Source organism: Ralstonia pickettii (assembly GCF_001699815.1).
Lineage (GTDB): Bacteria > Pseudomonadota > Gammaproteobacteria > Burkholderiales > Burkholderiaceae > Ralstonia > Ralstonia thomasii.
The window spans coordinates 62,422-87,692 of the sequence record NZ_MCGB01000027.1 but is presented as its reverse complement, the minus strand read 5'-3'; the positions used below and the strand labels follow the sequence as shown (position 1 = coordinate 87,692).

Below are 25,271 nucleotides of genomic sequence, written 5' to 3'. Positions count from 1 at the left end.
AAAAAGGCCGCCCGCCAGCCAGAAACCATGTGACGTGGGCGCCAGCAGAACCCATCCGAACCTGCTTTAATACACCCCGTTCATGCCGCCCGCCCGCTATATCAGCGGGTTTATAGCGGCAAGACCCCTCACGCCCCACAAGGAGAATCCCCCAATGGTCACGTTGAACATCAACGGCAAACCGGTGGAAGTTGATGCTGATCCATCGACGCCGCTGCTCTGGGCGTTGCGCGACAACCTCGGTCTGACAGGCACGAAGTTCGGTTGCGGTGTCGCCTCGTGCGGCGCCTGCACGGTGCACCTGAACGGCCAGCCCACGCGCAGCTGCGTGCTGCCGATCTCTGCGGTGGCCGGCCAGCAGATCACCACGTCTGAACACATCGCCGACGACAAGGTCGGCAAGGCCGTGCTCGATGCCTGGGTCAAGCACGACGTGGCGCAATGCGGCTACTGCCAAAGCGGCCAGATGATGAGCGCGGTGGGTTTGCTGCGCACCAAGAAGAAGCCAACCGACGCCGACATCGACAGCGCGATGGCTGGCAACCTGTGCCGCTGCGCGACGTACCAACGCATTCGCGCGGCCATTCACGACGCAGCGAAATCGCTCGCCTGAGCCCACCGGAGAATTCACGATGCGTATTCGAAATCTTGAAGCGCTGGCCGGTGGCGGCGCGCAACATCAACCCGCCTCTGCGGAGGCCGGGTCGGCAACGCTTGATCGCCGCAGCTTTCTGAAACTCACGACGCTGGCCGGCGGCGGCCTGGCCCTGGGCGTGGCACCGGTGCTGGCCGGCGCGCAGGACGCAAAGGCCAAGCCGCCATCGCCGCCGCAGGCGTTCATCATCATCGCGCCGGACAACACCGTCACCGTAGCGGTGAACCGGCTGGAGTTCGGTCAGGGCGTGCACACGGCATTGCCGATGGCGCTGGCTGAAGAACTCGATGTCGATTGGCGCAATGTGCGCGGCATGTTGGCGCCCGCGGGCGACCCATACAAGGACCCGGGCTTCGGGATCCAGATGACGGGCGGCTCGACGGCGCTCAATCACTCGTTCCAGCAATACCGCGAACTGGGCGGCCGCGCGCGTGCCATGTTGATCTCGGCGGCGGCCGAGCGCTGGAAGGTCGATCCGTCGACATGCCGCACCGCCAATGGTGTGGTCACGTCGGGCAGCCACCGCGCCACGTACGGCGAGCTTGCTCAGGCCGCGATGGCGCTGCCGGTGCCGGCGCAGGTCACGCTGAAGAACCCGTCGCAGTTCCGCATCGTCGGCAAGCCGACGCCGCGCCTCGATGCGCGCGCGAAGCTCGACAGCTCGCTCAAGTTTGGCCTCGACACGCGCCTGCCCAACATGAAGGTGGCGGTGCTGGCCCGCCCGCCGCGCTTTGGCGGCAAGGTGGCCAAGTACGACGTGGCTGCGGCTAAGGCGGTCAAGGGTGTGGTTGATGTGCTGCAGATCCCGACCGACCGTGGCGGCACGGGCGTCGCCGTGATTGCCGACGGGTACTGGCCAGCCAAGCAGGGCCGCGATGCGTTGCAGGTCACGTGGGAAGACGCCGGCTCGACGGTGTCCACACCGGCGCTGATGGAGGAGTACAAGAAGCTCGCCGGCCAGCCCGGAACGGTGGCCAAGGCTGGCGACGTGAGCGCAATCCAATCTGCCGCAACGCGCATTCAGGCCGATTACGAATTTCCGTACCTCGCGCACGCGCCGATGGAGCCGCTGAACTGCACGATCGATCTGCAGAAGGACGGCGGCAAGACCACGGGCGCGAAGGTGTGGGTCGGCTCGCAGTTCCAGACCATTGACCAGGGTGCCATCGCCAAGGTGCTCGGCGTATCGCCCGAGAAGATCGAGCTGAACACGATGATGGCGGGCGGCGGTTTTGGCCGGCGCGCGATCGTCACGTCGGACTACGTGGTTGAAGCGGCCAACGTGGCAAAGGCCTATGCGGCAGCTGGGCACAACGGCCCCGTCAAGGTGATCTGGAGCCGCGAAGACGACATCCGCGGCGGCTACTACCGCCCGATGCACCTGCACCGCGTCAACGTGGGCGTGGACAACAGCGGCAAGGTCGTCGGCTGGGACCACGTGATCGTCGGTCAGTCGATCCTCAAGGGCACGCCGTTCGAAGCCTTCATGGTCAAGAACGGTGTGGACGAGACCATGGTCGAGGGCGTGATCGAAAACGACTACGGCTTCCCGATGCAGTTGACGGTGCACCATCCGGACGTGAACGTGCCGGTGCTGTGGTGGCGTTCCGTGGGCCACACGCATACGGCCTACGTGATGGAGACGATGGTTGACGAGGTTGCGCACGCGGCCAAGCAAGACCCCGTCGCTTTCCGCCTCGCGCGCTTTACGGGCAAGGAACATGAACGCCATCGTTCGGCGCTGCAGCTCGCCGTCGACAAGTCCGGCTACGGCAAGCGCAAGCTGCCCAAGGGTCAGGCCTGGGGCGTTGCGGTGCATGCGTCGTTCGAATCGGTGGTGGCGTACGTGGTTGAGGTGTCGGTCGACCAGGGCAAGCCGCGCGTGCATCGCGTCACGGCCGGCGTGCATGCCAACCGCGTGGTCAACCCGATGGGCGCGGAAGCGCAGATCCAGGGCGCGTGCGTGTTCGGTCTGGCGATGATTCAACCCGGCTTTGCCATCGACATCGAAAACGGTGCCACCAAGAACAGCAACTTCACCGACTTCCCACCCGTGCGCATGCCCGACGCGCCGCCGGTGAACGTGTTCTTCGTGCCGTCGGAAGACAACCCGACCGGTCTGGGCGAGCCCGGCACGCCGCCGATTGCACCGGCGGTAGCCAATGCGCTGTTCACCCTGACCGGCAAGCGTCAGCGCAAGCTGCCGTTTGACACGGTTTAGTTTCTAGTTGTCATCATCGCGTGATGTGATGGAAGCCGGCATGCAGTCCTGTGTGCCGGCTTTCTTGTTCTTGCAGCCTCGTATCCCCCCAGTTTTGCGGACCGATTCTTGCGTCCGCGATTGCGTCGTTCACCCACCGGAGGAGCATGTCATGGCATTGAATATCCTGTACACCGCCCACGCCAAGGCCACAGGCGGCCGCAACGGCCACACGCAAACCGAAGACGGCCAGGTCTCGCACGACCTGTCGGTGCCCAAGGCCATGGGCGGCCCCGGCAAGCCCAACACCACCACGCCCGAAGACCTATTTGCCGCGGGCTATGCCGCGTGCTTCGGTTCGGCGTGCGACTTTGTCGCCAAGAGCATGCTCAAGCTCAACCCGAGCAATATCGAAATCCATTGCGATGTGGGCATCGGCACGCGCGATGAAGGCGGTTTTGGCCTGAAGGTGGGGCTCACCGCGCGGATCGGCGGGCTCTCGCAAGCTGATGCCGAGAAGCTGGTGGCCCAGGCGCATCAGGTGTGCCCGTATTCGAACGCCACGCGCAACAACGTGGAAGTCACCCTCAAGACCGAGGTGGTCTGATGCCGCAGCGGCCTGTTGTTGGTGTGTTGCTGGCCGCAGGCCGTGGCAGCCGGTTTGATGCGGCGGGCGTGGCCAACAAGCTGCTTGCTCCGCTGCCCGATGGAACCCCCGTGGCGGTGCAGGCCGCGCGGCACCTGATGCAGGCCTTGGGCGATGTGGTGGCAGTGGTGCCCGCCGCCGCCACGCATGGCGCGCAGGTCGATCAACTGGCAACGCTGTTGGCCGAGGCCGGCTGCGAAGTCTTGCGCTGTCCCGATGCTGCACGCGGTATGGGCGCCAGCCTGGCTGCCGGCGTAGCCGAACGCCCGCAAGCCGGCGGGTGGATCATCGCCCTGGCCGACATGCCGTGGATTGCCCCCGAGACCATCACCCAAGTCGCCAACGCAGTGGATCCACACGGTTGCGTTGCGCCCTTTCATGCCGGGCAGCGGGGCCACCCGATCGGCTTCGGGGCCGACTTCTTCGCGGGCCTGACAGCGCTCGACGGCGACGAGGGCGCGCGGCGGCTGATCGATCCTGCCAAGCTCATCCGAATCGAGACCGATGACGCCGGCATCCTGCGCGACGTCGACACGCCGGCCGATCTGGCCCGCTGATCGAACGTTTGCCCGTGGGCATGGGGTGTTCGGGGCTGATGCAGGCGGTCCTGCGAAGATTGGCTAACAAAAGCCGCGTTTTCGGCCAATCCCACTTGTCCACAGCAGCGCGCACACCGCTTGCAAAACCCCCCGCAAGCAGTTGACGGAAAAGGGTTTGTTGCACGATGTAACAGGGCTGCCGAATGTGGATAACTTTGTGCGGGTGCACAGGTTTTACGTGCGCTGCATGTTTGCCCAAACCCGTCAAGCCCTTTTGTGGTTTGGGTCTCGGCAGGCGGCGCCGGTTATGCACAGAACATGTGGATAAGTCTGTGGGAAACACCATCCGAGCGGCGTGGCGACGGCTTTTGGTCGGCGCTGCTTGCGAATGCGGCACGGCCTCTCAGACGCGCCCGCCCTGCACATTGCAACGATTGATTACAACTTGAAACAGCAAGTCCGGCACCCGTTGGCCAAACTTCCGATACGCGATGGCTTGATCGCGACCGACGCATTCAAGGAGAAAAACATGGTTCGGGTACTGACGATTCTGCTGGCCGGTGCGACGTTGCTGACCGCAACCGGCTGTGCCGACATGACGGCACGTCAACGCAATACCGCCATTGGTGCGGGTGTGGGCGGGTTGGCCGGCGCTGCTTTGATTGGCGGCCCGGGTGCCACGCTGGGCGGTGCCGCACTGGGCGGCCTGGTGGGCAACGTATCGACGCGTTGATTTCGGTTCGACCTGCGCGTCGACTCAAAAAGAAACGGACCCGGGGTTAAACCTTCGGGTCCGTTTTTTTATACCTGTGCGCGGCTTCGGGTGCGCAGCAATTCTTCCAGTGCCGACACTTCCAGCGGCCGCCCAAACAGGAAGCCCTGCACTTCGTCGCACGCATGTGCGGTCAGGAAAGCCGTTTGCTCCGGGGTTTCCACACCTTCGGCCGTGACCGTCATGTTCAGCGCGCGGGCCATCGCGATGATGGTCTTGGTGAGCGCCACGCAGTCGGGCACCCCAGGCACGCCGCTGATGAACGAACGATCGATCTTGATGTTGTGGATCGGCAAGCTGCGCAGATACGACAGCGACGAGAATCCGATGCCGAAATCATCGAGCGAGATGCGCACGCCCCGCGCGGCCAGGCTCATGAGCAGGCGCTGTGTCGATTGCCGGTCGGCCAGCAGCACGCTTTCCGTCAGTTCCAGTTCCAGCCGGCCGGGCGCCATGCCCGAAGCCTTGAGCGCTTCATCGACGTCGCGCTCGATCACGCCCGCATCGCATTGCCGCGCGGACACATTCACCGCCATGCGCCCCGTGAAGCCGAACTTTCGTGCCCATGCCTCGCCCTGCGCGCAGGCTTGCATGAGTGCCCAGCGGCCGAGTTCGAGGATGTAGCCCGACTCTTCTGCCACGTCGATGAACTCGGAGGGCGACACTGCGCCCAGTTCGGGGTCGGACCACCGCATCAGCGCTTCAACCGCCACCAGTTCGCCTGAGTCGAGTGCGTACTTCGGCTGATACACCAGCCGCACCTGACCGCGCGCCAGCGCACGCCGCATGCGCTCGTTGAGTGTGAAGCGGCGCAGCATCTGTGTTTCCAGCGCGCGCGAATACCGCGTGATGCGGTTGCGCCCGTTTTCCTTGGCGCGGTACATGGCGGCTTCGGCATGGCTGACCAGCGTGGCCGCATCGCCGCCGTCTTCCGGGTAGGCCGCCACACCGATGCTGGCCGACAGATGCACTTCACGTTCGCCACCGGTAAAGGGGCGGGCCAGCGCGTCGAGCACCTGTTGTGCAAGCGTGTCGGCAGCGTTCGGGTCATCGATGGCCACGCAGAACTGGTCGCCACCGAGGCGGGCCAGCAGCGCGCGCTGGCCCGCCTGGCCGCGGATGCGCTGCGCCGCCATGTTCAGCACCTGGTTGCCCATGTGGTGCCCCATCGCCTCGTTCACGGTCTTGAAGTGGTCCAGCCCGATATACAGCAGTGCGGATTCCCCGGTGGACGGCAGCGCCAGCCGCGCGTCGAGCCGCTCGATGAACGCCGCGCGATTGGGCAGGCCGGTGAGCGAATCCTTGGTCTCCAGCAGGCGCAGCTGCTCGTAGGCGGAACGCTCGGCCGTGATGTCGGTAAAGATGACCAGCACCGCGTGCGGGGATGCGCTGTCCGGCGAGAACATCGGCAGCACCGATTCACGCAGCCACACGATCTGCCCATTGCCGGCCGGCACGCCCACGACGACGTTGCTGATCGCTCGCCCCGTGCGAGCCGCCAGGGTGGAGGGCCATGCGGCGCGGGGCAGGATGGCGCCGTCTTCACCCAACATCATGTCGTTCAATGCCACACGCGGGCGGCCTTTCCATGACGCGCCCGACATGCGCAAGATGTCCGCCGCGCTGCGGTTGTACGAAAGCACGCGGCCGTCGGTGGACAGCGTCAGCACGCCTTCGCTCAGATGATTGACGACCAGCCGGTACTGATCACGCAGCTCGCGGGACTGGCGATATTCATTCTCCAGGCGCAGCAGCTTGACCAAGGCGGCGATGTAGCGGCCGCAGTCTGCGCGCAGCGTTGTGTCGTCGGGCGGGTTGGCAGTTGGGAAGAAGAGGCAGAGCAGATCATCGGCGACGGCCATGCCGCCATGTTGAGCCGGGATGCGGCACAGCCATGTCGGATGCGCGGTGTCTAACACGCGGACAAGTGCTTCGTGCAGAGCCGTGGGCGCATTGGCTTCGTGAACCAGTTCGATGGGCGCTAGCTCATTGAGCAGCGGCGCGATGCGGGCCAGTTCGATATCGAACTCACCCTGTGCCGCGGTGGGCAGGTGCGCCGCGTGGTCGTCGCGCAATGCCAGCTTCGCCCGGGCGCGCTGTGTGCCATAGAGCCTTGCCCGCCCGGAGACGACACGCACCACGACGCACAGCGCCGACGGCAAGGCAGCCTCCAGCGCCCGCAGCGCAGCATGCAGCCGCTCGCCGAGCGAGGCGGCGGACGGCAGCGTGGAAAGCAGATGATCAAGATGCTCGTGCGGCAGCGCTGCACCGATGGCTTCGGCGCTCAGCACGCGCTCGCCGGCCTTGCCCGGCAATTGCGCATCGAGCGGCAGCGGCAACCCGTGCACGACCACCTGCTGCGCTGGCAGCCCATCAAAGCGGGTTGGCGTCACCGTCAGCCTGACGCTGACCACCTCGTTGGAATCGCCGGCAGAAAGGGCGGAGACGAGCTGTGCTGCCGGAATGGCCCGAGCATCGGGCTGCGTCGCATCGGCGTCTTCTCCGGTACGGGCCTCCAGCCATGCGGGAATGTCCTGGAAGAAGCGCGAGAAGGGCTCGCCGAGCAGTTGGTCGGAGGACAGCGCCCGCACCATGCAAACACCGGCTGCATTGGCAAAGACGATGCGGCCTTCAAGCACCACATAGAGCGGAACCGGAAGGCTTTGCGCCGACAACGGGTAGGAAATTTCGTCTGGCATCCCACGCTCCAACTGAGGCATTGCCCGGCATCTCACTCAGCATGGACTTCGGCCGACACTGGCCGCGAGAACGCCGGCTACCGGAAGTCGGGGGCAATGCTATTCATGATGCGCAAAAGTCGTGCGCGGCGCAAAGTCTAGTTTGTGGTCGATACAACACATTCTGAATGCGTTTTGTCAGACGCGCAGTTGTTCGTTTGTCGCGCGGGTTTCAAAACGATTGGCTGCGGGTCTGGTGCGAGCGACGGTTCCATTTGGGCATGCGGGCCATGTCCACTCTCCTGCGCGGCGAAATGCTGATCGATCCAGTGATGTGTCAGTGTCAACCCGATTGCACACATCAACATGCATGTTCCCATTGTCAGGATGAAATAAGCGCTGATCCGTTCGACTGAACGTTCTGGAAAGAAAACGGTCGCGGCGACAAACAGGGTGCCTGCCAGTACGCCAAAGACCAAAAGCAGATAGTAAAAACGACGCGGCAAGGGCGAATTCATCGTTGTCTCATCCAACTGCAACCAAGAGGGTGGTGCTTTGAATCGTTTTACCGCCCCCTCAAATGGGCATGCCATGACGGGGCCATCGCGGTGCAATGGCATGCCTGGCCGGAGGCTTGCGCATCAATTGATATTGCGTTTGCTGTACTGCTGCGATGCTGCAGATTGCCGCTTGCGCCGAAAGCCGGAATTGCGGGACCCGGCAGCGCTTGCTATGGTGGTGGCACTGAAATGAAGCGCGATACCAGTTTGCTGCCTTGCATGATCGCGTACGCTAATCCGATGCGTCAATTCGACTTTCCGGTTGAAACTGAGCATCTGGTGTGCCACGAGTTGATTCCTGGCTTAGTGGAGCGGTTTGAAGGGCCACGATCAAAAACGTTGAAATTTGATTTCAGTTATGAATACAATTGATCTAATATCTGATCCACACCAGACTTCACACCGGAATTTATTGGGAGCGCATATGGCGACATACAAGGAATTGGTTGCACAAAAGGCCAAACTGGAAGAGCAGATCGAAACTGCGCGTGCCAAGGAACTGGAAGCGGTTATCCAGCAAGTGCGCCAGACGGTTGCCGAATATGGCCTGACGGCTGAAGACCTGGGCTTGGCTCAGCGTCGCGGTCGCCGTGCCGGTGCGAAGGCGCCGGTGCCGGCGAAGTATCGTGACCCGAAGACAGGCGCAACGTGGTCCGGCCGCGGCCGTGCTCCGGCCTGGATCGGCAAGAACCGCGATAAATTCCTGATCGCCTGATTCGTCAGGCCCTGCCTGACGCGCAAGTGCAGCAATGCAAATGGCCCACCTGCCCGGTGGGCCATTTGCGTTGCTGCGCGTGATGAGCGTTCCTGTATAAGGAAGGCATGACGCCCCGCCTGCCCAAATACCTCGAACTGGCCGACTGCATTCGGCTCGACATCCTGCATGGAACGCTGCCGGCCGGCAGTGTCGCGCCCAGCGAGAACGAAGTCGCCCAGCGCTACGGCGTATCTCGTTTGACGGCGCGCCGGACACTGAACGAACTGGCGGCGCGCGGGCTGCTCAGGCGCTCGCGGGGGCAGCGCAGCGTGGTGCTCGACCGCGTGGGGCCACATCGGCCGGTGCTGTACGCGCCGGGCCAGTCCGATGCTGCGTTGGAATACGTGCCGGGCGCCGTCTATACGGTCAGTGCATTTCGACTGGAGCAGGCCGACGAAACCGTGGCCGCCGCGCTTGACCTGGCGGTGGGCGGGCAGGTCGCGTTTGTCGAGCGCCGCGCTCAGGTGGATGGCCAGCCCATCATGCTGCTGCGCACGTGGCTGACGTCCCGACTCGCGGCGATGCTTGAGGCGCGCGACTTCGAAGATCGTCTGTTCGTGCAGGTCTTCCAGCGCGCCAACCTGACCATCGCGCGCTCGCGCGAGGCGCCGCTGGCCTGTGTGGCCGATGCCCACCAAGCCGCGCAGCTCGGCGTGCAAGCGGGCGTGCCGCTGGTGCGTGTGCGCCGCATCGGCTACAGCCTCGCCGACGTGCCGATCTCCATCACGTACTGCGATTTTTCTCCTGAACGCTATACGCGTGAAGTCGATATCCGCGTGCTTCAAAACGACTGAAAGCGCACTGCGCCACACCGGTGCAGAAACGGCGCCACACACCCCGCAATGGGGACTTGTCCCCCTAGGGTATTCAAGCTAGTCTGCGCCCCTTCCCAGGAAAACGCATTCATTTGTGAAGCGACGCTTTGCCAACAACGTATTGGCACGGCAGTTGCATTCACGGCGCCATCTCAGCGGCGGCGGGTTGAGCCACCTGCCGCCTCGAAGCTGATTCAGTCGATTCAACACACCGGAACCACAAGAGGGAGAACTCAACAATGCAACTCAAGCGACGTTTTTCGCTGGCCGTGCTGGCTGCCGCCGCCGGTTTGACCGCAGGCGCAGCGCAGGCCCAATCGTCTGTGACGCTGTACGGCCAGGTGGATGCCTGGGCGGGCGCCACCAAGAACCTGGGCCAGGACCGCGCATGGGGTGTCAACTCGGGCGGCATGTCGACGTCGTACTGGGGCCTGAAGGGCAGTGAAGATCTGGGCAACGGCCTGAAGGCGATCTTCACGCTGGAAGCGTTCTTCCGCCCTGATACGGGCAAGTCCGGCCGCTTTGATGGCGACCACTTCTTCGCACGTAATTCGTTTGTCGGCCTGCAGTCGAACACCTGGGGCTCGATCAAGCTCGGCCGCAACACGCCGCCGTACTTCGTTTCGACGATCCTGTTTAACCCGTTCATCGATTCGTACACCTTCTCGCCGATGGTGTTCCACACCTACCTCGGCAACGGCCGTTCGGGCGTCGCGGGCATCTCGGGCCTGGTGGGCGATTCGGGCTGGGACAACTCGATCATGTATTCCACGCCGGACATGGGCGGCCTGACAGGTACCCTGATCTACGGCGCTGGCGAGCAGGCTGGTCACAACGGTCAGAACAAGTGGGGCGGCAGCCTGCTGTTCTTCCGCGGCAATTTTGCGGCCACGGCGGCGTTCCAGCAGGTGCGCTACGACGGCGCGCCGGGCGATCTGAACAGCCTGGTGGCGGGCTTTGCGCGCCAGACGGCAGGGCAACTGGGCGCGACGTATGACTTTGGCGTGGTCAAGCTGTACGGCCAATACCAGTACATCAAGAACACGATCAGCACCGGCGACGCCAAGAGCAACGGCGGCCAGCTGGGTGTGTCGATTCCGGTGGGCCCGGGCAGCGTTCTGGCGTCGTATGCCTACACCAAGACCTCGGGTGCAGCCGACGTGAAGCGCAACACCTGGGCGATCGGTTACGACTATTCGCTGTCCAAGCGCACCGATGTGTATGCGGCGTATTTCCGCGACAAGGTGTCGGACCTCTCGACGGCCGACACCTTCGGCGTAGGCATCCGCGCAAAGTTCTAAGCCTTTCGCGTTCTGCTTTCCTTGTCGCCGCCCGCGTCTCGACAGCGTGGGCGGGCATTTGCAACGGCGTCCGGATTCCGGGCGCCGTTTTTTGTTGTGTGGAAGATGGGTAAGAGCGGAGCGTCAGCCCGTGCGCGCCAGGCGCAGCGGTGGCGAGGGCAGCGACGAGGGCTGCGCTCCAATGTGTGGCTGATTCAGCAGCATGGCGCCGCGCTGCGTGGCAACGAAGACGGCCTCGGTACGGCTGCGCACTTCCAGCCGGCGATACAGCGCGTTGATATGCGCCTTGGTTGTCGCCTCGGAAATACTCAGCATGCGGCTGATGGTTTTGACCGGATGCCCGCGCGAGAGCAGTACGAGAATCTCATATTGACGCTGCGTCAGGCCGAGCAACGCGCCATCGTCATGGCCATTGGCCGAACCTGCCGCAATGGCTTCAGACCGCGCCAGCACGATCGAGGCCGGCACATAACGGCCGCCGGCGAGCACCAATTCCAATGCCGCTGCAATCAATTTGCCGGAATAGCTTTTCAGCAGATATGCCGAGACATTCAATTGCATCAGCGTACGCACGTGCGCAGCGGAATCGGTTTCGCCCAGTATGGCGATATGTCGGGGATGCGGCTGTTGCAATAGCCGGGAGAGGGCCGGCAGATCGTCGATGCCGGGTAAGGGCAGTCCGATCAAAGCCAGTTCGGCGTCCGCATGCGCCGCGAGACTTTCAAAGAGGGTTTCGTCCGGCTCGACGCTGACCACCTCGGTAATGGCCGGCAAGGATTGCAACACATGGGTCGCGCCGGCACGCACCAAAGGGTGTGCCTCCACTACAATTGATTTCACTGCGCCGCCTGTCTGGTTATGGTTTGTTTGCCCATTTCCGGAATCAGCTTGTTGCCGCGTCTATTTGGACCAGACGGTCCAAAATCAATGGGGCCGTGCTTGTGGAAATGCTTCTGGCGCGCGGTCTCGGTATATTTCCCCGTTCAACCGGCAGTCACCGCAATGCGGTGCCACCGGGCCGAAACCTTGCACGCCATTCAGGCGCAACTTCCTTCCGGTTTTTCTTGTTTATGTCGCCAGGCGCGGAGGATTAACCCCGCCAAAATCGCAGAATAAATCCCCAGCATGCTTGTTGCACCCATCAATGGGATGTAAACCTTTTTGTCTACCCCGATCGGTGGTGCGCTAGACCCCCTATACATAGCAGGATCAGGCAGCAGCAGCTAGCCCCACTTCACGCCCATTGACGTGAGCGTAAAGCAAGGCTTTTGTACCGAAAAAACGTGTTCTGGTGGCTTATTGCGCGACGACCGAGAAGCGCGGCATCGACAGCGGTTGTTTGCCGTCGCGGCCGTAGGGTGTGCCGCCGCCGTTGTTGGCGGCATGCAGGACGGACAGCGCGTTCTGCGTGGCGCGCAGGCGCAGGTCGATCAGGGTGCCGTTGTCGATGTTGCGCTGGCGCAGCAGGCGGGCCAGGGCCAGGTTCTCGTCGAACAGGCGGCTGGCCGTTTCGTCGGTGCGCAGATATTTGACCAGCCCGTACGGATCGGCGCCGCCGTGCTGCGCCCACCACAGGCGGCGGTCACGGTCGGCTTCGCCCAGCGCGGCGAGCTGCTTCTGCTTGGTCTGTGTGATGCGCTCGAGTTCAACCATGTCGCCATCGCGCAACGCCTGCGCTTCGGCATCCAGGGTGAGGGTGGCGGCGCGCAGCAGTTCCTGCTCGTCGGCAAGGGTGCGGATCAGCAGTGTGTTGTCCATGGTGACTACCTCAGGCTTGGAAGCTTGGGCAGCCGCCGGCCGGCACGCCGCCCCGCCGCGTGCGGTCGAGAGTCGGAAACCCTCGGACCGGCGGCGTCAGAAAATACGGGGGACGGACGACGGGAAACCCCCGTCAGACCTTCTTGGAGCGCGTGGAGAGCAGCGATTGCGCGTCGGAAAGCGCCGCATCGGCGATCTTGCCGGCGTCCATCTTGAGCGTGCCGTTCTGAATGGCACTGCGGATCTGCTCGACGCGTGCGGCGTCGAAGTCGCCGCTGCCCACCTGGCGCGAGACTTGTTGGACCGACAGCGACGGCGAATCGCCGGTGTGGCGCGGGGTGCCCGAAGCCGTCGTAGCGGCCGGGGACGAGCCGGTCGCGCGCGTCGACCCGGACGCAGCGTCCTTGGTCGGCGCAACGGCCGGCGTGTTGTTCACGATATGGTTGATTTTCACGGGTGTCTCCGAAGAGCGCGTTCATCCTAACACCCATATCGGCCAACCCCGGCCCAAACTTTAGCGGCAGGTATCGATTACGCATCACAGTAGAAAAGTGATCCGCCGTTATCAATTTGGACTTAAAACTGGATCGCTACGACACCGACGGACTGTGCAATGCCGGAGACGACATTGCCGTTGGCGGTGCGCACCTGCGCCACCTGGCCCACGGCTGCCTGGTTCAAGGCCCGGCCGTCGCTGCTGACCTGGAAGCCACCGCCCTCGGCGATGAGCTTGACGGTCTGGCCGGCCTGCACGGCAACCGGCAGGCGCAGGCTTTCGGCGCGCAGCGGCTGGTTGGCGGCCACGCTCGTGAGCAGTACACGCCCCACCACATCGGCTGGCTGCTGCACGACCGAGGCCGGCAGCGTCGACAGATCGCCCGTGCGGGCTTCCAGGTCGCCCATATCGAGCGTCTTGCCCGGCGGCAACTGGTGCGAGGCGACGTAATACGTCCCGGTAATCTGGATTGTGGCCGGCACCCAGGCCGCCCAGGCGTGCGGCGAGCGGCAGCGCACTCCCACTTGTATACGGCCGCGCAGGCGGTTGGCCGCTGGCAGCATCAGGTCGATCTGGTCGCAGGGCTGGTTGGCCACACGTGCATCCACCGGACCGACCTCCACCGACGCACGTGGCGCCCCCGTCTCGTTCGTGCCGCCCAGGATGTCCAGTTGGGATTGCAGTTGTTGCTGGATCTGCATCTGGATGGCGTTCGGCCCCTGAATGGTGGTGGGCTGCGCGGGCTGTTGCACGGCTTGGGCAGGCGGATAGCCCACCCGCACCATGCCCTGTGCATGCGCCAGGATCGGGTGCACGACGCTGGCCAGCAGGCCCAGCGCCAGGATCAGCAGCAGCTTGCGCTGGCGCCCCGCCAGCGGCATGGCCGTGGTGGCAGGTCGGATCGGGTGGTGCGCGCTGCGTGCAAACCGCGTGGACATGGAGAGCCCCTTCATCAAAAGTCCGGTGAAGTGTAGCTACGCGTGCGCGAGCGCCAAATGCGGAAATGTCGGCCAATCCCCCCCTTATTCGGACGAATGGTCTTGCACACCGGCCCCTAGACTTTGCAACGTGGTGAAGTCCCTGGCGTTGTGCGGTTCCTGGCCGTACAGCCTGCCCCGGTGGAAGGTTTCCCGGCCAACCTCTGGATTCGCAGACAGGTCTTTTCCACTGAGGCTGCATGACGGCAACTCAGCAAGACAAGCGGTTCAGCGGTTTTGGAGACGGCATCGGCGGTTTTTGAAGGGGCCGCTGATGCCGAGTTCTCCGGCCGAAGGGAACGCGCAACACGCAAACGCAAGACAGAACGCAAACCCCGGCGGGTGGCAGCAATCACCAGGACGCCACGCGCGAGGAATGACAGACATGGTCGACAAGCTGGATCAGTTGTTCGGTTTTCAGGAGCAGGCGCTGCACTTGCGCTCGCAGCGTCACCAGATCCTGGCCTCGAACATCGCCAACGCCGATACGCCCAACTACAAGGCGCGCGACTTCGATTTTCAGTCGGCGCTGCAGAAGGCGGTCGGCCAGCAAAGCGGTAACAGCCTGCCGATGACGGCAACGGCTGCAGGTCACCTGAGCGTGGATGGCGCACCGGCCGGCGATGTGTCGCTAATGCAGGCGTCGCTGTCGCAGCAGACCAAGGCGCTGCAGGGCGAGGTGCAGTACCGCACGTCGCAGCAGCCGTCCATCGATGGCAACACGGTGGACATGGACGGCGAGCGCATGCGCTTTGCCGACAACACCGTGCGCTACGAGGCCGATCTGAGCATCGTGACGCAGAAGATCAAGTCGATGCTGGCGGCGATTCAGAACAGCTAGCGCGACGTAGCAAGAGCAGCAAGAGCAGCAGACAGGCATTAAGACGACCGCGCAGCAATCACGCGCGGCGAAAGAGGGGCGGGAACTGTGTGGCGCTCCGGGCCCGGAAAGATCGGTCCGGAGCAAGCCGCCATGCAGAACACCGGATCGGTCCGGCAGCCGCGCCGGCAACAGTGTTTGAAGACATCGGAATCAACATGTCGCTATTCAAGGTGATGGATGTAGCTGGCAGCGCGCTCACCGCGCAGTCCAAGCGCATGAACGTGGTCGCCTCCAACCTGGCCAACGCCGAAAGCGTGACGGGCCCGGACGGCAAGGCGTACCGCGCCAAGCAGGTGGTGTTCTCGCCCGCGCAGGAGTCTGACGACTACGCCACCGGCGTGTCGGTCGACCGCGTGGTGGAAGACACCGTCACCCCCATGAAGCGCATGCACCAGCCGGGCAACCCGCTGGCCGATGCCGACGGCTACGTGACCATGCCGAACGTCGATGTGGTGGACGAAATGGTCAACATGATTTCTGCGTCGCGCTCGTACCAGGCCAACGTGGAAGTCGCCAACACCACCAAGACGATGGCCTCCAAGGCTCTGACCCTGGGCCAGTAAACGGCACATTCCCAGCGAGACACGAACATGACCGTCAGCTCAACCGGCAGCACGACCAGCACCTCGAGCACGACCTCCGGCAACCAGCTTGCCATCACCAACGGCAGCGACCTGCAGAACACGTTCATGAAACTGCTCGTGGCGCAGTTGAAGAACCAGGATCCGCTCAACCCGATGGACAACTCGCAGATGACCTCGCAGCTTGCGCAGATCAACACTGTGAACGGCATTCAGCAGTTGAACACCACGATGTCGAGCATGCTCACGCAGAACGCGACCACGCAGGCGTCGTCGATGATCGGCCGCTCGGTGCAGGTGCCGACCAACAACCTGACGCTGGCCTCGGGGGCTGCCAACTTCGGCGTCTCGGTGCCCAACGGCGCCGACGACGTCGTCGTCACGATCACGAACGCTGCGGGCGTGGCCGTGCGCACCGTCGATCTCGGCCAGATGGGGGGCGGCAGCGGCAACTACACCTGGAACGGCAAGGACGACAAGGGCAATCAGCTTGCCGACGGCGCCTACTCCATCAAGGTGTCGGCCACGCAGGGTGGAAAGGTCGTTACGGCCAATGCGCTGGGCACCGACAAGGTGGCCGGCGTCACGATCAACAACGGCACGATGCAGCTGGTGTTGGCGTCTGGCGGAACCGCCAAGCTGTCCGACGTTGCATCGATTCAGTAATCACAGGTCAACTGCGGGCAGACCCCGCGCTTCTATCTTCTACGGGAGAAAACTATGGGATTCCAGCAAGGCCTGAGCGGTCTCGACGCCGCCTCTGCAAACCTGGACGTGATCGGCAGCAACGTGGCAAACGCCAACACTGTCGGCTACAAGAAATCGACCGCCGAGTTTGGCGACGTGTACGCGCGCTCGCTGGTGGGTGCATCCGACAACCAGATCGGCCAGGGCGTGAGCGTGACCAAGGTGTCGCAGTCGTTCACGCAGGGCAACGTGACCATCACCGGCAACCCGCTGGACATCGCGATCAACGGCACGGGCTTCTACCGCATGGTCGACCCGTCGAGCGGCCAGGTGTCGTACACGCGTAACGGCCAGTTCCAGACCGACAAGAACGGCTTCATCATCTCGGCTACCGGCCAGAACCTGACCGGCTACGGCGTGGATTCGACCGGCAAGGTCAACACTGCCGTGCTGACCAACCTGAAGATTCCCGTCAACGACCTGGCGCCGCTTGCCACCACCAACACCGCGTTCGGCGTGAACCTGGATGCCGCCGCCACGGTGCCGACCACCACGCCGTTCTCGGCCACCAACTCGGCCACGTTCAACCACTCCGTTTCGGAGCAGGTGTACGACGGGACGGGCACGGCACACATGCTGACCAACTACTACGTGCGTACCGCCGCAGGCTGGGATGTGTACTCGCAAGTGGACGGCAACAATCCGACCGGCGGCAACCCGGTGACGGCGCTCACGTTCAACAGCAGCGGCCAACTCACCTCATCGCCGAGCAAGATCAACGTGGCCTTTGGCGGCATGAGCATCGCCACCATGGATTTCACGGGCACCACGCAGTATGGCGGCGGCTACAACGACACAGCCCCGGGCGTGACGCAAGACGGTTACGCCACCGGCCGCCTGGCCAGCTACGCGGTCGGTACCGATGGCACCGTCACCGCGCGCTACTCCAATGGCCGCACGTCGACGCTGGGCCAGATCGCCATGGCCAACTTCAAGGCTCCGGCAGGCCTGCAGAACATCGGCGGCAATCAGTGGGTGGAAACGTCCAACTCGGGCGCTCCGAACCTGGGCACGCCGGGCATGGGTTCGTTCGGCCTGCTGCAGTCGTCGGCGGTGGAGCAGTCCAACGTGGATCTGAGTCAAGAGCTGGTCAACATGATCGTTGCCCAGCGTTCGTATCAGGCCAATGCGCAGACCATCAAGACGGAGGACACCATCCTCCAGACGCTGGTCAGCATGCGCTAACGGGTAGCAGGAGCCCAGCATGGACCGCTCGATTTACGTGTCGATGACCGGCGTGAAGCACCTGTTCGACCAGCAGGCTGCCAGCGCCAACAACCTCGCCAACGCCAGCACCACCGGGTTCAAGGCGCAGATCGACGCGTTCCATACGGTGGGTGTGCAAGGCGAGGGCTCGCCCACGCGCAGCTACGTCATGGCCTCGGCCATCGGTACGGACCTCGCGCCCGGCCCGATCGAGACCACTGGCCGCAGCCTGGACGTGGCCATCGACGGACAAGGCTTCTTTGCCGTGCAGACGCCGGATGGCGGTGAGGCTTACACCCGCGCCGGTACGTTCCAGCTCGGTGCCGACGGCACGATCCAGACGCTCTCGGGCCAGCCCGTGCTGGGCGACGGCGGCCCGATCACGTTGCCGCCCGACACCACGGTGCAGTTTGCCAAGGACGGTACGGTCAACGCGATCAGCGCCGACAGCCGTACGCCGCCCGTGTCGCTGGGCCGTCTGAAGCTGGTGAGCATCGACCCGTCGAACATCGATCGCGGCGCCGACGGCCTGTTCCGCCAGCGCGACGGCCAGGACGCCAGCGTGGACGAGAAAGTCCGCGTGACCGGCGGGGCGCTGGAAGGCAGCAACGTCAACCTGACCGACTCGCTGGTCAACATGATTGCGATCTCGCGCCAGCTCGAAATGCAGATGAAATCGCTGCACACGAGCGACACGAATGCCCAGTCGGCCAATGAACTGCTGCGCCACGCCTGAACGGCCGGCGCATTGAATTGAATCAACCAAGGACTCGAACATGATTCGCTCCCTGTGGATTTCCAAGACCGGGATGGACGCCCAGCAATCGCAGCTGGATGTCATCTCGAACAACCTGGCGAACGTCAACACGACGGGCTTCAAGCGCTCGCGCGCCGTGTTCGAGGACTTGCTGTATCAGAACGTGCGCGAGCCGGGCGCACAGTCGTCGCAACAGACCACGCTGCCTTCGGGCATGCAGATCGGTACCGGTGCGCGCATCGTCGCCACCGAGCGCCTGCACACGCAGGGCAACCTGCAGCAGACCGGTAACTCGACCGACGTGGCCATCAACGGCAACGGCTTCTTCCAGGTGCAGATGCCTGACGGCACGCTGGCCTATACGCGTGACGGCAGCTTCCAGGTCAACGCGCAGGGTCAGCTGGTGACCTCCAGCGGTTACCCGGTCCAGCCGGCCGTGACGATCCCGCAGAACGCCACCAGCCTGACCATCGGCAAGGATGGCGTTGTGACGGTCACCACGCCCGGCGCGGTCAACAACACGCAGGTGGGCACGTTCCAGCTGGCCAACTTCATCAACCCGGCCGGTCTGCGCAGCATGGGCGAAAACCTGTATGCCGAAACCGAAGCGTCGGGCACGGCCAATCTGGCCAACCCGGGCTCGAACGGCGTGGGCGCGCTCAGCCAGAACTACGTTGAAACGTCCAACGTGAACGTGGTGGAAGAAATGGTCAACATGATCCAGACGCAGCGTGCGTACGAGATCAACAGCAAGTCGGTCCAGACCTCGGACCAGATGCTGGAGAAGCTGTCGCAGCTTTGAGCTGACGGCGCAGTTTTTGAGGATGTAGTGCGATGCATACCCCCCCGGTTTATTCGCTCCAGAATGGCAAGCACAGCGGCCGCGCTGTGCCGGCTGTTCGAGTCGTTCGATTGGCCGTGCTCGGCACGGCCGCCTTGCTCGCTACGGCGTGCGGCTTGCTGCCGCCGCCGGCCCCGATCGTGCAGGGTCCGACAACCGCGCGCCCGCCGATGCCGGTGATGGCGCCGCGCCAGAACGGGGCGATTTACCAGGAAGTGGCATCGGGCAGCGGTGGTTTTCGCGGCATGTTCGAAGACCGCCGCGCGCACATGGTGGGCGACACGATCACGATCGTGATCACCGAGAACACAGCGGCCAGCAAGCAGACTTCGGGCAGCGTCAACCGCACCGGCAGCATGAGCGCCTCGGTGCCGACCTTCGCCGGCATGAACGCGGGCGTGCTGTCTTTGCTGGGCGTGTCGGCCAGCGACGCCAACAAGTTCGACAGCAAGGGCGCCAACGGTGCGCAGAACAACTTCACAGCCACGATTACCGTCACGGTGGTGGAGGTGCTGGGCAACGGCAACCTGGTCGTGAGCGGCGAGAAGCAGATGGCCGTGGGCCAGGGCACCGAGTCGATCAAGTTCTCGGGCGTGGTCAACCCCACGACCGTCAACAATCAAAACACCGTGCTGTCCACCCAGGTGGCGGACGCACGCATGGAATATCGCGGCACGGGCTATGTGGCCGAGTCGCAGCAGATGGGCTGGCTGTCGCGGTTCTTCCTGACCGTGTCGCCGTTCTGAGGAATCTGCCATGACTTTGCTTAGAACGAGGTTGTATCGAACCCTTGGCGCGGCCCTGGTGGCACTGAGCGCGATTTCAGCGGTTGTTCCGACCACGGCACACGCTGACCGCATCAAGGATCTGACCACCGTTGCCGGCGTGCGAGACAACGCGCTGATCGGCTACGGCCTTGTCGTCGGCCTGGACGGCAGCGGCGACCAGACCACGCAGACCCCGTTCACGGTCCAGAGCTTCAACAACATGCTCACGCAGTTCGGCATCAACGTACCGGCCGGCGCGAGCATCCAGCTCAAGAACACCGCCGCCGTGGTGGTGACGGCCACGCTGCCTGCCTTTGTGCGGCCAGGCCAGACCATCGACGTGACGGTGTCGTCCATCGGTAACGCCAAGAGCCTGCGGGGCGGCACGCTGCTGCTCACGCCGCTCAAGGGCGTGGACGGCCAGCTCTACGCATTGGCACAGGGCAACGTGGTGATTGGCGGTGCGGGCGCATCGGCCAATGGCAGCAAGGTGCAGATCAACCAGCTCGGCGCGGGCCGCATCGCCAATGGCGCCACGGTGGAGCGCGCTGTGCAGGCCACGGTGGGCGAGGCCGGCAGCATCCAGCTCGATACCGGCACGACGGATTTCGGCACCGTACAGAACATCGTCACCGCCATCAACAAGCAATTCGGCACCGATACGGCGCAAGCCGCGGACGGCCGCACGATCAACGTGCGCGCACCGGCCCTGGCGTCGGACCGCGTCGGCTTCGTGGCCAAGCTGCAGAACATTGACGTGACGCCGGCGCTGGCCGCCGCGCGTGTGGTGGTCAACGCCCGCACGGGCTCGGTGGTGATGAACCAGCTCGTCAAGCTCGAGCCCTGCGCGGTGGCGCACGGCAGCCTGTCGGTCACCATCAGCACGGACCCGGTGGTGAGCCAGCCCGCGCCCTTCTCGCAAGGGCAGACGGTGGCGGGCGCGCGCTCGAACATTGAGGTCAAGCAGCAAGGCGGCAGCCTTATCAACGTGAAGGGCGGCACCAACCTGGCGGATGTGGTGAAGGCCATCAACGCGATTGGCGCCAACCCGCAAGACCTGATCTCGATCCTGCAGGCGATGAAGGCGGCCAACGCGCTGCGCGCCGACCTGGAAATCATCTGACGCAGGGGAGGCCACGATGAACCCAACCGACCTCACCAGCCGCCTGGCGCTCGATTCCCGAGGGTTCGAGTCGCTCAAGCAAACGGCGCGTACCGATCCGAACGGCGCGGCCAAGACCGTCGCCAAGCAATTCGACGCGATCTTCGTGAACATGATGCTCAAGCAGATGCGCGATGCATCGCCGCAGAACGGGCCGCTCGATTCGTCTTCGAGCAAGATGTACACGTCGATGCTCGACCAGCAGCTGTCGCAGACCATGGCGTCGCGCGGCGTGGGCGTGGCAGATCAGCTCTTGAAGCAGATGCTGCGTCAGGCCAACCATGTGAACCCGGATGCGGGCGGCAAGGTGAATACTGCGCTGTCCAATACGACGGCGACCAATACCGCGCTGCCGGGGGCCGCCGGTGCCACCAGCGATGCCGCCAAGGCCATCGCCCGTTCGTCGCTCAACAGCATGGCCGCAGCCGTCGCGCCCGGCACGGAAGACGACGGCTCGGGCATCAGCACCGTGCCGCGCCCGGGCCTGGAAGAGCGCGTGCAGCGTGCACTGGCCGCCCTGCGCAAGCAGGCGGATGCGCAGGCGCAGACTCCGAGCGCGCCGCCCGAGGTGGATCTGTCGACGGTGGCATCGGAGCCGCGCGGCGAGCGCATGACCAGCTTCTACAACAAGCTGATCGGCCACGCGTCGCAGGCCGCACAGGAAACCGGCATTCCGGCCAACTTCATGATCGGCCACGCCGCGCTGGAGTCCGGCTGGGGCCGCCGCGAGATCAAGGCAAAGGACGGCACGAACACGCACAACCTGTTCGGCATCAAGGCCGGCGGCTCATGGGCCGGCAAGACTGCCACGGTGACCACCACCGAATACATCGGCGGTGTTGCCCACAAGGTTCAGGAGAAATTCCGCGCCTACAGCTCGTACGCCGAGGCGTTCAAGGATTACGCCAACCTGCTGGCCAACAACCCGCGCTACAGCAACGTCGTGGCAGCCGGCAACGGCAACGATGCGGCGTCGTTCGCCAAGGGCTTGCAGCGCGCGGGCTACGCCACCGATCCGAACTACGCCCACAAGATCATGGCGGTGCTCAAGCAGATCGTCTGAGTGATTTAAGAAGCATATTTTGGCGACGGCGGCCGGCTCAAGTTTGTCCTGAGTCGGCCGATGTTGTTTCTAGAGCTTATTTCGGCGGCTTCGTGCTGCCCGCACCGAGACAACTATGAGCAGCTCCCTTCTGAATATTGGCGCGTCTGGCCTGCGGGTTGCCGATATCAACCTGCAGGTGACCGGCAACAATATTGCCAACGCCAGCACGCCCGGCTATTCGCGCCAGGAAGCCGTGCAGACGGAAAACATTCCGCTGTACGCCGGCGTGGGCTATCTCGGCCAGGGCGCCAACGTCACGACTGTCAAGCGCATCTACGACCAGTTCCTCACGGCCCAGGTGCAAAGCGGCCAGGCCTCGACCAGCGCAGCCGATCAGCTCAACAGCCTGGTGTCGGGCCTGAGCAAATACATGTCGGACAGCAACAGCGGCCTGACTTCGTCGCTCACCAGCTTCTTCAACGCTGCCGATGGCCTGGCCTCCAAGCCCTCGGACACCACCGCGCGCCAGGTCTTCCTGAACGCCGCGGCGGGCCTGCAAAGCCGCTTCAATTCGATTGCCGGGCAACTGAGTTCGCTCAACAACCAGGTCAATACGCAGGTGCAGACGCAGATCAGCTCGGTCAACGGCACCGCGCAGCAGATCGCCTCGTTGAACGACCAGATTTCCAAGGCGGAAGCCTCAACCGGCCAGCCGGCCAATGACCTGCGTGACCAGCGCGACCAGCTAGTCCAGACGCTCAATCAGTCAATCAAGGCGAGCGTGGTGCAGACCGGCGACGGCCAGTTCAACATCTACGTGGGTAACGGCCAGGCGCTCGTGCAGGGCAACAAGAGCTACCAGCTGACGCCGGTGCCGTCGCAGTACGACCCGACGCAACTGTCGGTGGGCTACAAGAGCCCGGGCGGCACGGTCAACATCGACGACAGCCAGCTCGGCGGTGGTGCGCTGGGCGGCCTGATGGACTTTCGCAACAACACGCTCATTCCGGCACAGAACAGCCTGGGCCGCCTGGCCACGGCCGTGTCGGCCGACGTGAACGCGCAGAACAAACTCGGCATGGACGCCAACGGCAAGATGGGCACGGACCTCTTCTCCGTGGCCAACCCGAGCGTCGCGCCCAGCACCAACAACACCGGCAGCGGCTCGCTGACTGCCAGCATCACCAACGCCAATGCGGGGCAGGGCTACGACTACCAGGTCAAGTACCAGGGCGGCGCCTACACCGTTTCGCACTATCCGGACGGCTCCGCCTCCGTAACCGTGTCGAGCTGGCCGACCACGATCGACGGTGTAACGCTCAACCTGTCGGGCACGATGAACAGCGGTGACTCCTTCCTGGTGCGCCCGACCGCCAACGCGGCCGCCACCATGCAGACGCTCACCACTGATTATCACAACGTGGCCGCAGCCTCGCCCGTGGTGCTCAACCAGGGCAGCAACAACACGGGCAGCGCCACGGTGTCTTCACTGGGCGTGGACAGCACGTATGCCGGCTCGCCGCTCACCTCGCCGATCAACCTGACGTACAGCTCGGCCGTTGGCGGCTCCCTGTCGGGATTCCCGGGCAGCGTCACCGTCACGGTGGGCGGCACGTCGACCACGTACGCGGGCGGCACGGCACCGTACACGCAGGGCGCGACGTACGCGTTCAACGGCGTACAGATGAAGCTCTCGGGTTCGCCCGGCAACGGTGACACGTTCGCCATTTCGGCCAACACCGCCAACAGCACCGACAACGGCAACGCCAGCGCGCTGGCCAAGCTGCGCAACAGCAACCTGCTGGACGGCGGCACGACCTCGATCGGCTCGGCGTGGAACAACCTCGTCACCCAGGTGGGTGTGCAGGCCAACCGCGCCAGCACCAACCTGACCTCGCAGAAGGCGCTGCTGGCCAGCTCCACGCAACAGCAGCAGTCGGTGTCGGGGGTGAACCTCGATGAGGAGGCGATGAACCTGATGAAGTACCAGCAGGCCTACCAGGCCTCCGCCAAGGTGATGCAGACGGCCAATTCGCTGTTCGCCAGCCTGCTGTCGATTGCCGGCGGCTGATCGGCGCGGCTGAAGAAACCGCCCCGCCTGCCGATAACGTCCTAAAGCCCTTCGTCCGGACCGATCATGCGAGTCAGTAGCGCCCAATTCTTTGCAGCGTCTTCCGCTTCGATGCAGAACACGCAATCGAACCTGCTCACGCTGCAGCAGCAGATTGCAAGCGGCATCGCGCTCACCAGTGCGGGCGACAACCCCAGCGCGTTTGGTCAGATGGCGCAATTGCAGCAAACGCAGGACACCAACGACCAATACCAGTCCAACCGTGACACCACCGACGCGCGCCTGACCAGCGTGTCTTCGGCGCTGACCAATCTGGTGACCACGCTGCAGCAGGGCAAGCAGACATTGGTGGGCGCCAACACCTCGCTGATGACGGAGTCACAGCGCGTTGGTGTGCTGGCGCAGGTCAAGCAGCAGTACCAGCAGCTGCTGTCGACGGCCAATCAGCGCGATGCCTCGGGCGTGGCCCTGTTTGGCGGCGCCAACGGCACGACCGATCCGTTCACCAACACCGGCGGTTCCGTGCAATACGTCGGTAGCGGCCAGCCACCGGTGGTGCAGGTTTCGCAGAACATCTCGATGCCGAATTCGGTGTCGGGCGATTCGGTGTTCGTGCGCATCCCCAACTCGGATGCGTCCAACCCGAACGCCAATCAGAGCATCTTCAAGACGTACGAGAAGCTGATCACGGCGCTGTCGACCCCGATCAACGCTGCCACTCAGGCCACCGACGTCGCCAACCTGCAAAAGGCCGTGCAGACGGCGCAGGGCAATCTCGACAATGCCTATCAGGTCGCCCTGCAAGCGCAGGTGACGGTGGGCACGCAGCAGGCGCAGCTCACCACGCTCAACAGCAGCGGCTCGAACTACGGCGAGCAGTTGAAGGAGCAGATCTCGAAGCTGCAATCGGTGGACTACACCTCCGCCATCTCGCAGTTCTCGCAGCAGCAGGTGTCGCTGCAGGCCGCACAGAAGACCTTCACGGCCATGCAGGGCATGTCGCTGTTCCAGTACATCAATCCTTGATGCGGCGCGGTCGGGCGGTCGGAGGGCGCGG

26 protein-coding genes are annotated in these 25,271 nt (G+C 64.0%); 20 read left to right on the top strand and 6 right to left on the bottom strand.

Annotation, left to right across the window (positions count from 1 at the left end; genetic code table 11):
- Window positions 1-154 precede the first annotated feature (154 nt).
- The 5 genes from BEK68_RS05460 to BEK68_RS05440 all read left to right on the top strand — a co-directional run bounded on the left by BEK68_RS05460 (window position 155) and on the right by BEK68_RS05440 (window position 4,773).
- Complete coding sequence (locus tag BEK68_RS05460; RefSeq protein WP_004631388.1) at window positions 155-613, top strand: (2Fe-2S)-binding protein; 459 nt, start codon at window positions 155-157, stop codon at window positions 611-613.
- Between the two features lie 19 nt (window positions 614-632).
- Window positions 633-2,876, top strand: coding sequence for a xanthine dehydrogenase family protein molybdopterin-binding subunit (locus BEK68_RS05455; protein ID WP_024542114.1), 2,244 nt, complete (start codon window positions 633-635; stop codon window positions 2,874-2,876).
- 151 nt (window positions 2,877-3,027) lie between these two features.
- Window positions 3,028-3,462: an organic hydroperoxide resistance protein gene (locus BEK68_RS05450; protein ID WP_004631390.1), complete on the top strand. Its 435-nt coding sequence runs from the start codon at window positions 3,028-3,030 to the stop codon at window positions 3,460-3,462.
- Complete coding sequence (locus BEK68_RS05445; protein WP_024542113.1) at window positions 3,462-4,058, top strand: nucleotidyltransferase family protein; 597 nt, start codon at window positions 3,462-3,464, stop codon at window positions 4,056-4,058. Before BEK68_RS05450 ends, BEK68_RS05445 begins: the two co-directional genes overlap by 1 nt.
- Before the next feature lie 511 nt (window positions 4,059-4,569).
- Window positions 4,570-4,773: a hypothetical protein gene (locus tag BEK68_RS05440; protein ID WP_009277078.1), complete on the top strand. Its 204-nt coding sequence runs from the start codon at window positions 4,570-4,572 to the stop codon at window positions 4,771-4,773.
- Between the two features lie 68 nt (window positions 4,774-4,841).
- Here the strand turns inward: BEK68_RS05440 and BEK68_RS05435 are convergent, their stop codons facing one another.
- Both BEK68_RS05435 and BEK68_RS25380 read right to left on the bottom strand, forming a co-directional pair.
- Complete coding sequence (locus tag BEK68_RS05435) at window positions 4,842-7,511, bottom strand: putative bifunctional diguanylate cyclase/phosphodiesterase (protein WP_024542112.1); 2,670 nt, start codon at window positions 7,509-7,511, stop codon at window positions 4,842-4,844.
- 137 nt (window positions 7,512-7,648) lie between these two features.
- On the bottom strand, window positions 7,649-8,008 hold the full coding sequence (locus BEK68_RS25380) for a hypothetical protein (protein ID WP_024974276.1): 360 nt from the start codon (window positions 8,006-8,008) through the stop codon (window positions 7,649-7,651).
- A gap of 90 nt (window positions 8,009-8,098) precedes the next feature.
- Between BEK68_RS25380 and BEK68_RS25375 the strand changes: the two genes are divergently transcribed.
- The 4 genes from BEK68_RS25375 (at window position 8,099) to BEK68_RS05420 (ending at window position 10,923) form a co-directional block, all read left to right on the top strand.
- Entirely contained in the window at window positions 8,099-8,422 is a 324-nt protein-coding gene (locus BEK68_RS25375; protein WP_137911023.1) for a hypothetical protein, read from the top strand.
- 52 nt (window positions 8,423-8,474) lie between these two features.
- Window positions 8,475-8,765 carry an H-NS family nucleoid-associated regulatory protein gene (locus tag BEK68_RS05430; RefSeq protein ID WP_004631395.1) on the top strand — a complete coding sequence of 97 codons (291 nt, stop codon included), beginning with the start codon at window positions 8,475-8,477 and terminating at the stop codon, window positions 8,763-8,765.
- A gap of 107 nt (window positions 8,766-8,872) precedes the next feature.
- Window positions 8,873-9,601 (top strand): GntR family transcriptional regulator, encoded by a 729-nt coding sequence (locus BEK68_RS05425; RefSeq protein WP_024542111.1) that lies wholly within the window; start codon window positions 8,873-8,875, stop codon window positions 9,599-9,601.
- A 260-nt stretch (window positions 9,602-9,861) separates the two neighbouring features.
- Entirely contained in the window at window positions 9,862-10,923 is a 1,062-nt protein-coding gene (locus tag BEK68_RS05420) for a porin (RefSeq protein WP_024542110.1), read from the top strand.
- A 123-nt stretch (window positions 10,924-11,046) separates the two neighbouring features.
- Here BEK68_RS05420 and BEK68_RS05415 read toward each other — a convergent pair whose 3' ends face one another.
- From BEK68_RS05415 to flgA, 4 genes are all read right to left on the bottom strand, one after another.
- Window positions 11,047-11,763, bottom strand: coding sequence for a LuxR C-terminal-related transcriptional regulator (locus BEK68_RS05415; RefSeq protein WP_027692990.1), 717 nt, complete (start codon window positions 11,761-11,763; stop codon window positions 11,047-11,049).
- 456 nt (window positions 11,764-12,219) lie between these two features.
- Window positions 12,220-12,681, bottom strand: a complete 462-nt coding sequence (locus tag BEK68_RS05410; RefSeq protein WP_004631399.1) for a flagella synthesis protein FlgN — start codon at window positions 12,679-12,681, stop codon at window positions 12,220-12,222.
- Between the two features lie 133 nt (window positions 12,682-12,814).
- Window positions 12,815-13,135, bottom strand: a complete 321-nt coding sequence (gene flgM, locus BEK68_RS05405) for a flagellar biosynthesis anti-sigma factor FlgM (RefSeq protein ID WP_004631400.1) — start codon at window positions 13,133-13,135, stop codon at window positions 12,815-12,817.
- Between the two features lie 122 nt (window positions 13,136-13,257).
- Window positions 13,258-14,115 (bottom strand): flagellar basal body P-ring formation chaperone FlgA, encoded by an 858-nt coding sequence (flgA, locus tag BEK68_RS05400; RefSeq protein WP_024542109.1) that lies wholly within the window; start codon window positions 14,113-14,115, stop codon window positions 13,258-13,260.
- 424 nt (window positions 14,116-14,539) lie between these two features.
- Between flgA and flgB the strand changes: the two genes are divergently transcribed.
- The 11 genes from flgB (at window position 14,540) to flgL (ending at window position 25,240) form a co-directional block, all read left to right on the top strand.
- Complete coding sequence (gene flgB, locus BEK68_RS05395) at window positions 14,540-14,995, top strand: flagellar basal body rod protein FlgB (protein WP_024542108.1); 456 nt, start codon at window positions 14,540-14,542, stop codon at window positions 14,993-14,995.
- Between the two features lie 197 nt (window positions 14,996-15,192).
- Window positions 15,193-15,600 carry a flagellar basal body rod protein FlgC gene (gene flgC, locus BEK68_RS05390; protein ID WP_004631403.1) on the top strand — a complete coding sequence of 136 codons (408 nt, stop codon included), beginning with the start codon at window positions 15,193-15,195 and terminating at the stop codon, window positions 15,598-15,600.
- Between the two features lie 27 nt (window positions 15,601-15,627).
- Window positions 15,628-16,284: a flagellar hook assembly protein FlgD gene (locus tag BEK68_RS05385; RefSeq protein WP_004631404.1), complete on the top strand. Its 657-nt coding sequence runs from the start codon at window positions 15,628-15,630 to the stop codon at window positions 16,282-16,284.
- Window positions 16,285-16,338: 54 nt separating this feature from the next.
- Window positions 16,339-17,550, top strand: a complete 1,212-nt coding sequence (gene flgE / locus BEK68_RS05380) for a flagellar hook protein FlgE (RefSeq protein ID WP_004631405.1) — start codon at window positions 16,339-16,341, stop codon at window positions 17,548-17,550.
- A 19-nt stretch (window positions 17,551-17,569) separates the two neighbouring features.
- A complete protein-coding gene (gene flgF, locus BEK68_RS05375) occupies window positions 17,570-18,307 on the top strand; it encodes a flagellar basal-body rod protein FlgF (RefSeq protein ID WP_004631406.1) in 738 nt (245 codons plus the stop codon).
- A 40-nt stretch (window positions 18,308-18,347) separates the two neighbouring features.
- Complete coding sequence (gene flgG, locus BEK68_RS05370) at window positions 18,348-19,130, top strand: flagellar basal-body rod protein FlgG (RefSeq protein WP_004631407.1); 783 nt, start codon at window positions 18,348-18,350, stop codon at window positions 19,128-19,130.
- Between the two features lie 32 nt (window positions 19,131-19,162).
- Complete coding sequence (locus BEK68_RS05365; RefSeq protein ID WP_024542107.1) at window positions 19,163-19,915, top strand: flagellar basal body L-ring protein FlgH; 753 nt, start codon at window positions 19,163-19,165, stop codon at window positions 19,913-19,915.
- A 10-nt stretch (window positions 19,916-19,925) separates the two neighbouring features.
- Entirely contained in the window at window positions 19,926-21,059 is a 1,134-nt protein-coding gene (locus BEK68_RS05360; RefSeq protein ID WP_004631409.1) for a flagellar basal body P-ring protein FlgI, read from the top strand.
- A 16-nt stretch (window positions 21,060-21,075) separates the two neighbouring features.
- Window positions 21,076-22,161 carry a flagellar assembly peptidoglycan hydrolase FlgJ gene (gene flgJ / locus BEK68_RS05355; protein ID WP_024542105.1) on the top strand — a complete coding sequence of 362 codons (1,086 nt, stop codon included), beginning with the start codon at window positions 21,076-21,078 and terminating at the stop codon, window positions 22,159-22,161.
- A gap of 115 nt (window positions 22,162-22,276) precedes the next feature.
- A complete protein-coding gene (flgK, locus tag BEK68_RS05350; protein ID WP_024542104.1) occupies window positions 22,277-24,214 on the top strand; it encodes a flagellar hook-associated protein FlgK in 1,938 nt (645 codons plus the stop codon).
- Between the two features lie 66 nt (window positions 24,215-24,280).
- A complete protein-coding gene (flgL, locus tag BEK68_RS05345; RefSeq protein ID WP_024542103.1) occupies window positions 24,281-25,240 on the top strand; it encodes a flagellar hook-associated protein FlgL in 960 nt (319 codons plus the stop codon).
- Window positions 25,241-25,271: the final 31 nt, after the last annotated feature.

Coding starts and splice junctions, on each gene's coding strand:
- BEK68_RS05385 (WP_004631404.1), top strand. CDS start 15,628: ATGACCGTCAGCTCAACCGGCAGCACGACCAGCACCTCGAGCACGACC.
- BEK68_RS05445 (WP_024542113.1), top strand. CDS start 3,462: ATGCCGCAGCGGCCTGTTGTTGGTGTGTTGCTGGCCGCAGGCCGTGGC.
- BEK68_RS05455 (WP_024542114.1), top strand. CDS start 633: ATGCGTATTCGAAATCTTGAAGCGCTGGCCGGTGGCGGCGCGCAACAT.
- BEK68_RS05365 (WP_024542107.1), top strand. CDS start 19,163: ATGCATACCCCCCCGGTTTATTCGCTCCAGAATGGCAAGCACAGCGGC.
- flgC (WP_004631403.1), top strand. CDS start 15,193: ATGTCGCTATTCAAGGTGATGGATGTAGCTGGCAGCGCGCTCACCGCG.
- BEK68_RS25380 (WP_024974276.1), bottom strand. CDS start 8,008: ATGAATTCGCCCTTGCCGCGTCGTTTTTACTATCTGCTTTTGGTCTTT.
- flgK (WP_024542104.1), top strand. CDS start 22,277: ATGAGCAGCTCCCTTCTGAATATTGGCGCGTCTGGCCTGCGGGTTGCC.
- flgE (WP_004631405.1), top strand. CDS start 16,339: ATGGGATTCCAGCAAGGCCTGAGCGGTCTCGACGCCGCCTCTGCAAAC.
- flgB (WP_024542108.1), top strand. CDS start 14,540: ATGGTCGACAAGCTGGATCAGTTGTTCGGTTTTCAGGAGCAGGCGCTG.
- flgG (WP_004631407.1), top strand. CDS start 18,348: ATGATTCGCTCCCTGTGGATTTCCAAGACCGGGATGGACGCCCAGCAA.
- flgL (WP_024542103.1), top strand. CDS start 24,281: ATGCGAGTCAGTAGCGCCCAATTCTTTGCAGCGTCTTCCGCTTCGATG.
- BEK68_RS05430 (WP_004631395.1), top strand. CDS start 8,475: ATGGCGACATACAAGGAATTGGTTGCACAAAAGGCCAAACTGGAAGAG.
- flgF (WP_004631406.1), top strand. CDS start 17,570: ATGGACCGCTCGATTTACGTGTCGATGACCGGCGTGAAGCACCTGTTC.
- flgJ (WP_024542105.1), top strand. CDS start 21,076: ATGAACCCAACCGACCTCACCAGCCGCCTGGCGCTCGATTCCCGAGGG.
- BEK68_RS05450 (WP_004631390.1), top strand. CDS start 3,028: ATGGCATTGAATATCCTGTACACCGCCCACGCCAAGGCCACAGGCGGC.
- BEK68_RS05360 (WP_004631409.1), top strand. CDS start 19,926: ATGACTTTGCTTAGAACGAGGTTGTATCGAACCCTTGGCGCGGCCCTG.
- BEK68_RS05435 (WP_024542112.1), bottom strand. CDS start 7,511: ATGCCAGACGAAATTTCCTACCCGTTGTCGGCGCAAAGCCTTCCGGTT.
- BEK68_RS05410 (WP_004631399.1), bottom strand. CDS start 12,681: ATGGACAACACACTGCTGATCCGCACCCTTGCCGACGAGCAGGAACTG.
- BEK68_RS05425 (WP_024542111.1), top strand. CDS start 8,873: ATGACGCCCCGCCTGCCCAAATACCTCGAACTGGCCGACTGCATTCGG.
- BEK68_RS05460 (WP_004631388.1), top strand. CDS start 155: ATGGTCACGTTGAACATCAACGGCAAACCGGTGGAAGTTGATGCTGAT.
- flgA (WP_024542109.1), bottom strand. CDS start 14,115: ATGTCCACGCGGTTTGCACGCAGCGCGCACCACCCGATCCGACCTGCC.
- BEK68_RS05440 (WP_009277078.1), top strand. CDS start 4,570: ATGGTTCGGGTACTGACGATTCTGCTGGCCGGTGCGACGTTGCTGACC.
- BEK68_RS05420 (WP_024542110.1), top strand. CDS start 9,862: ATGCAACTCAAGCGACGTTTTTCGCTGGCCGTGCTGGCTGCCGCCGCC.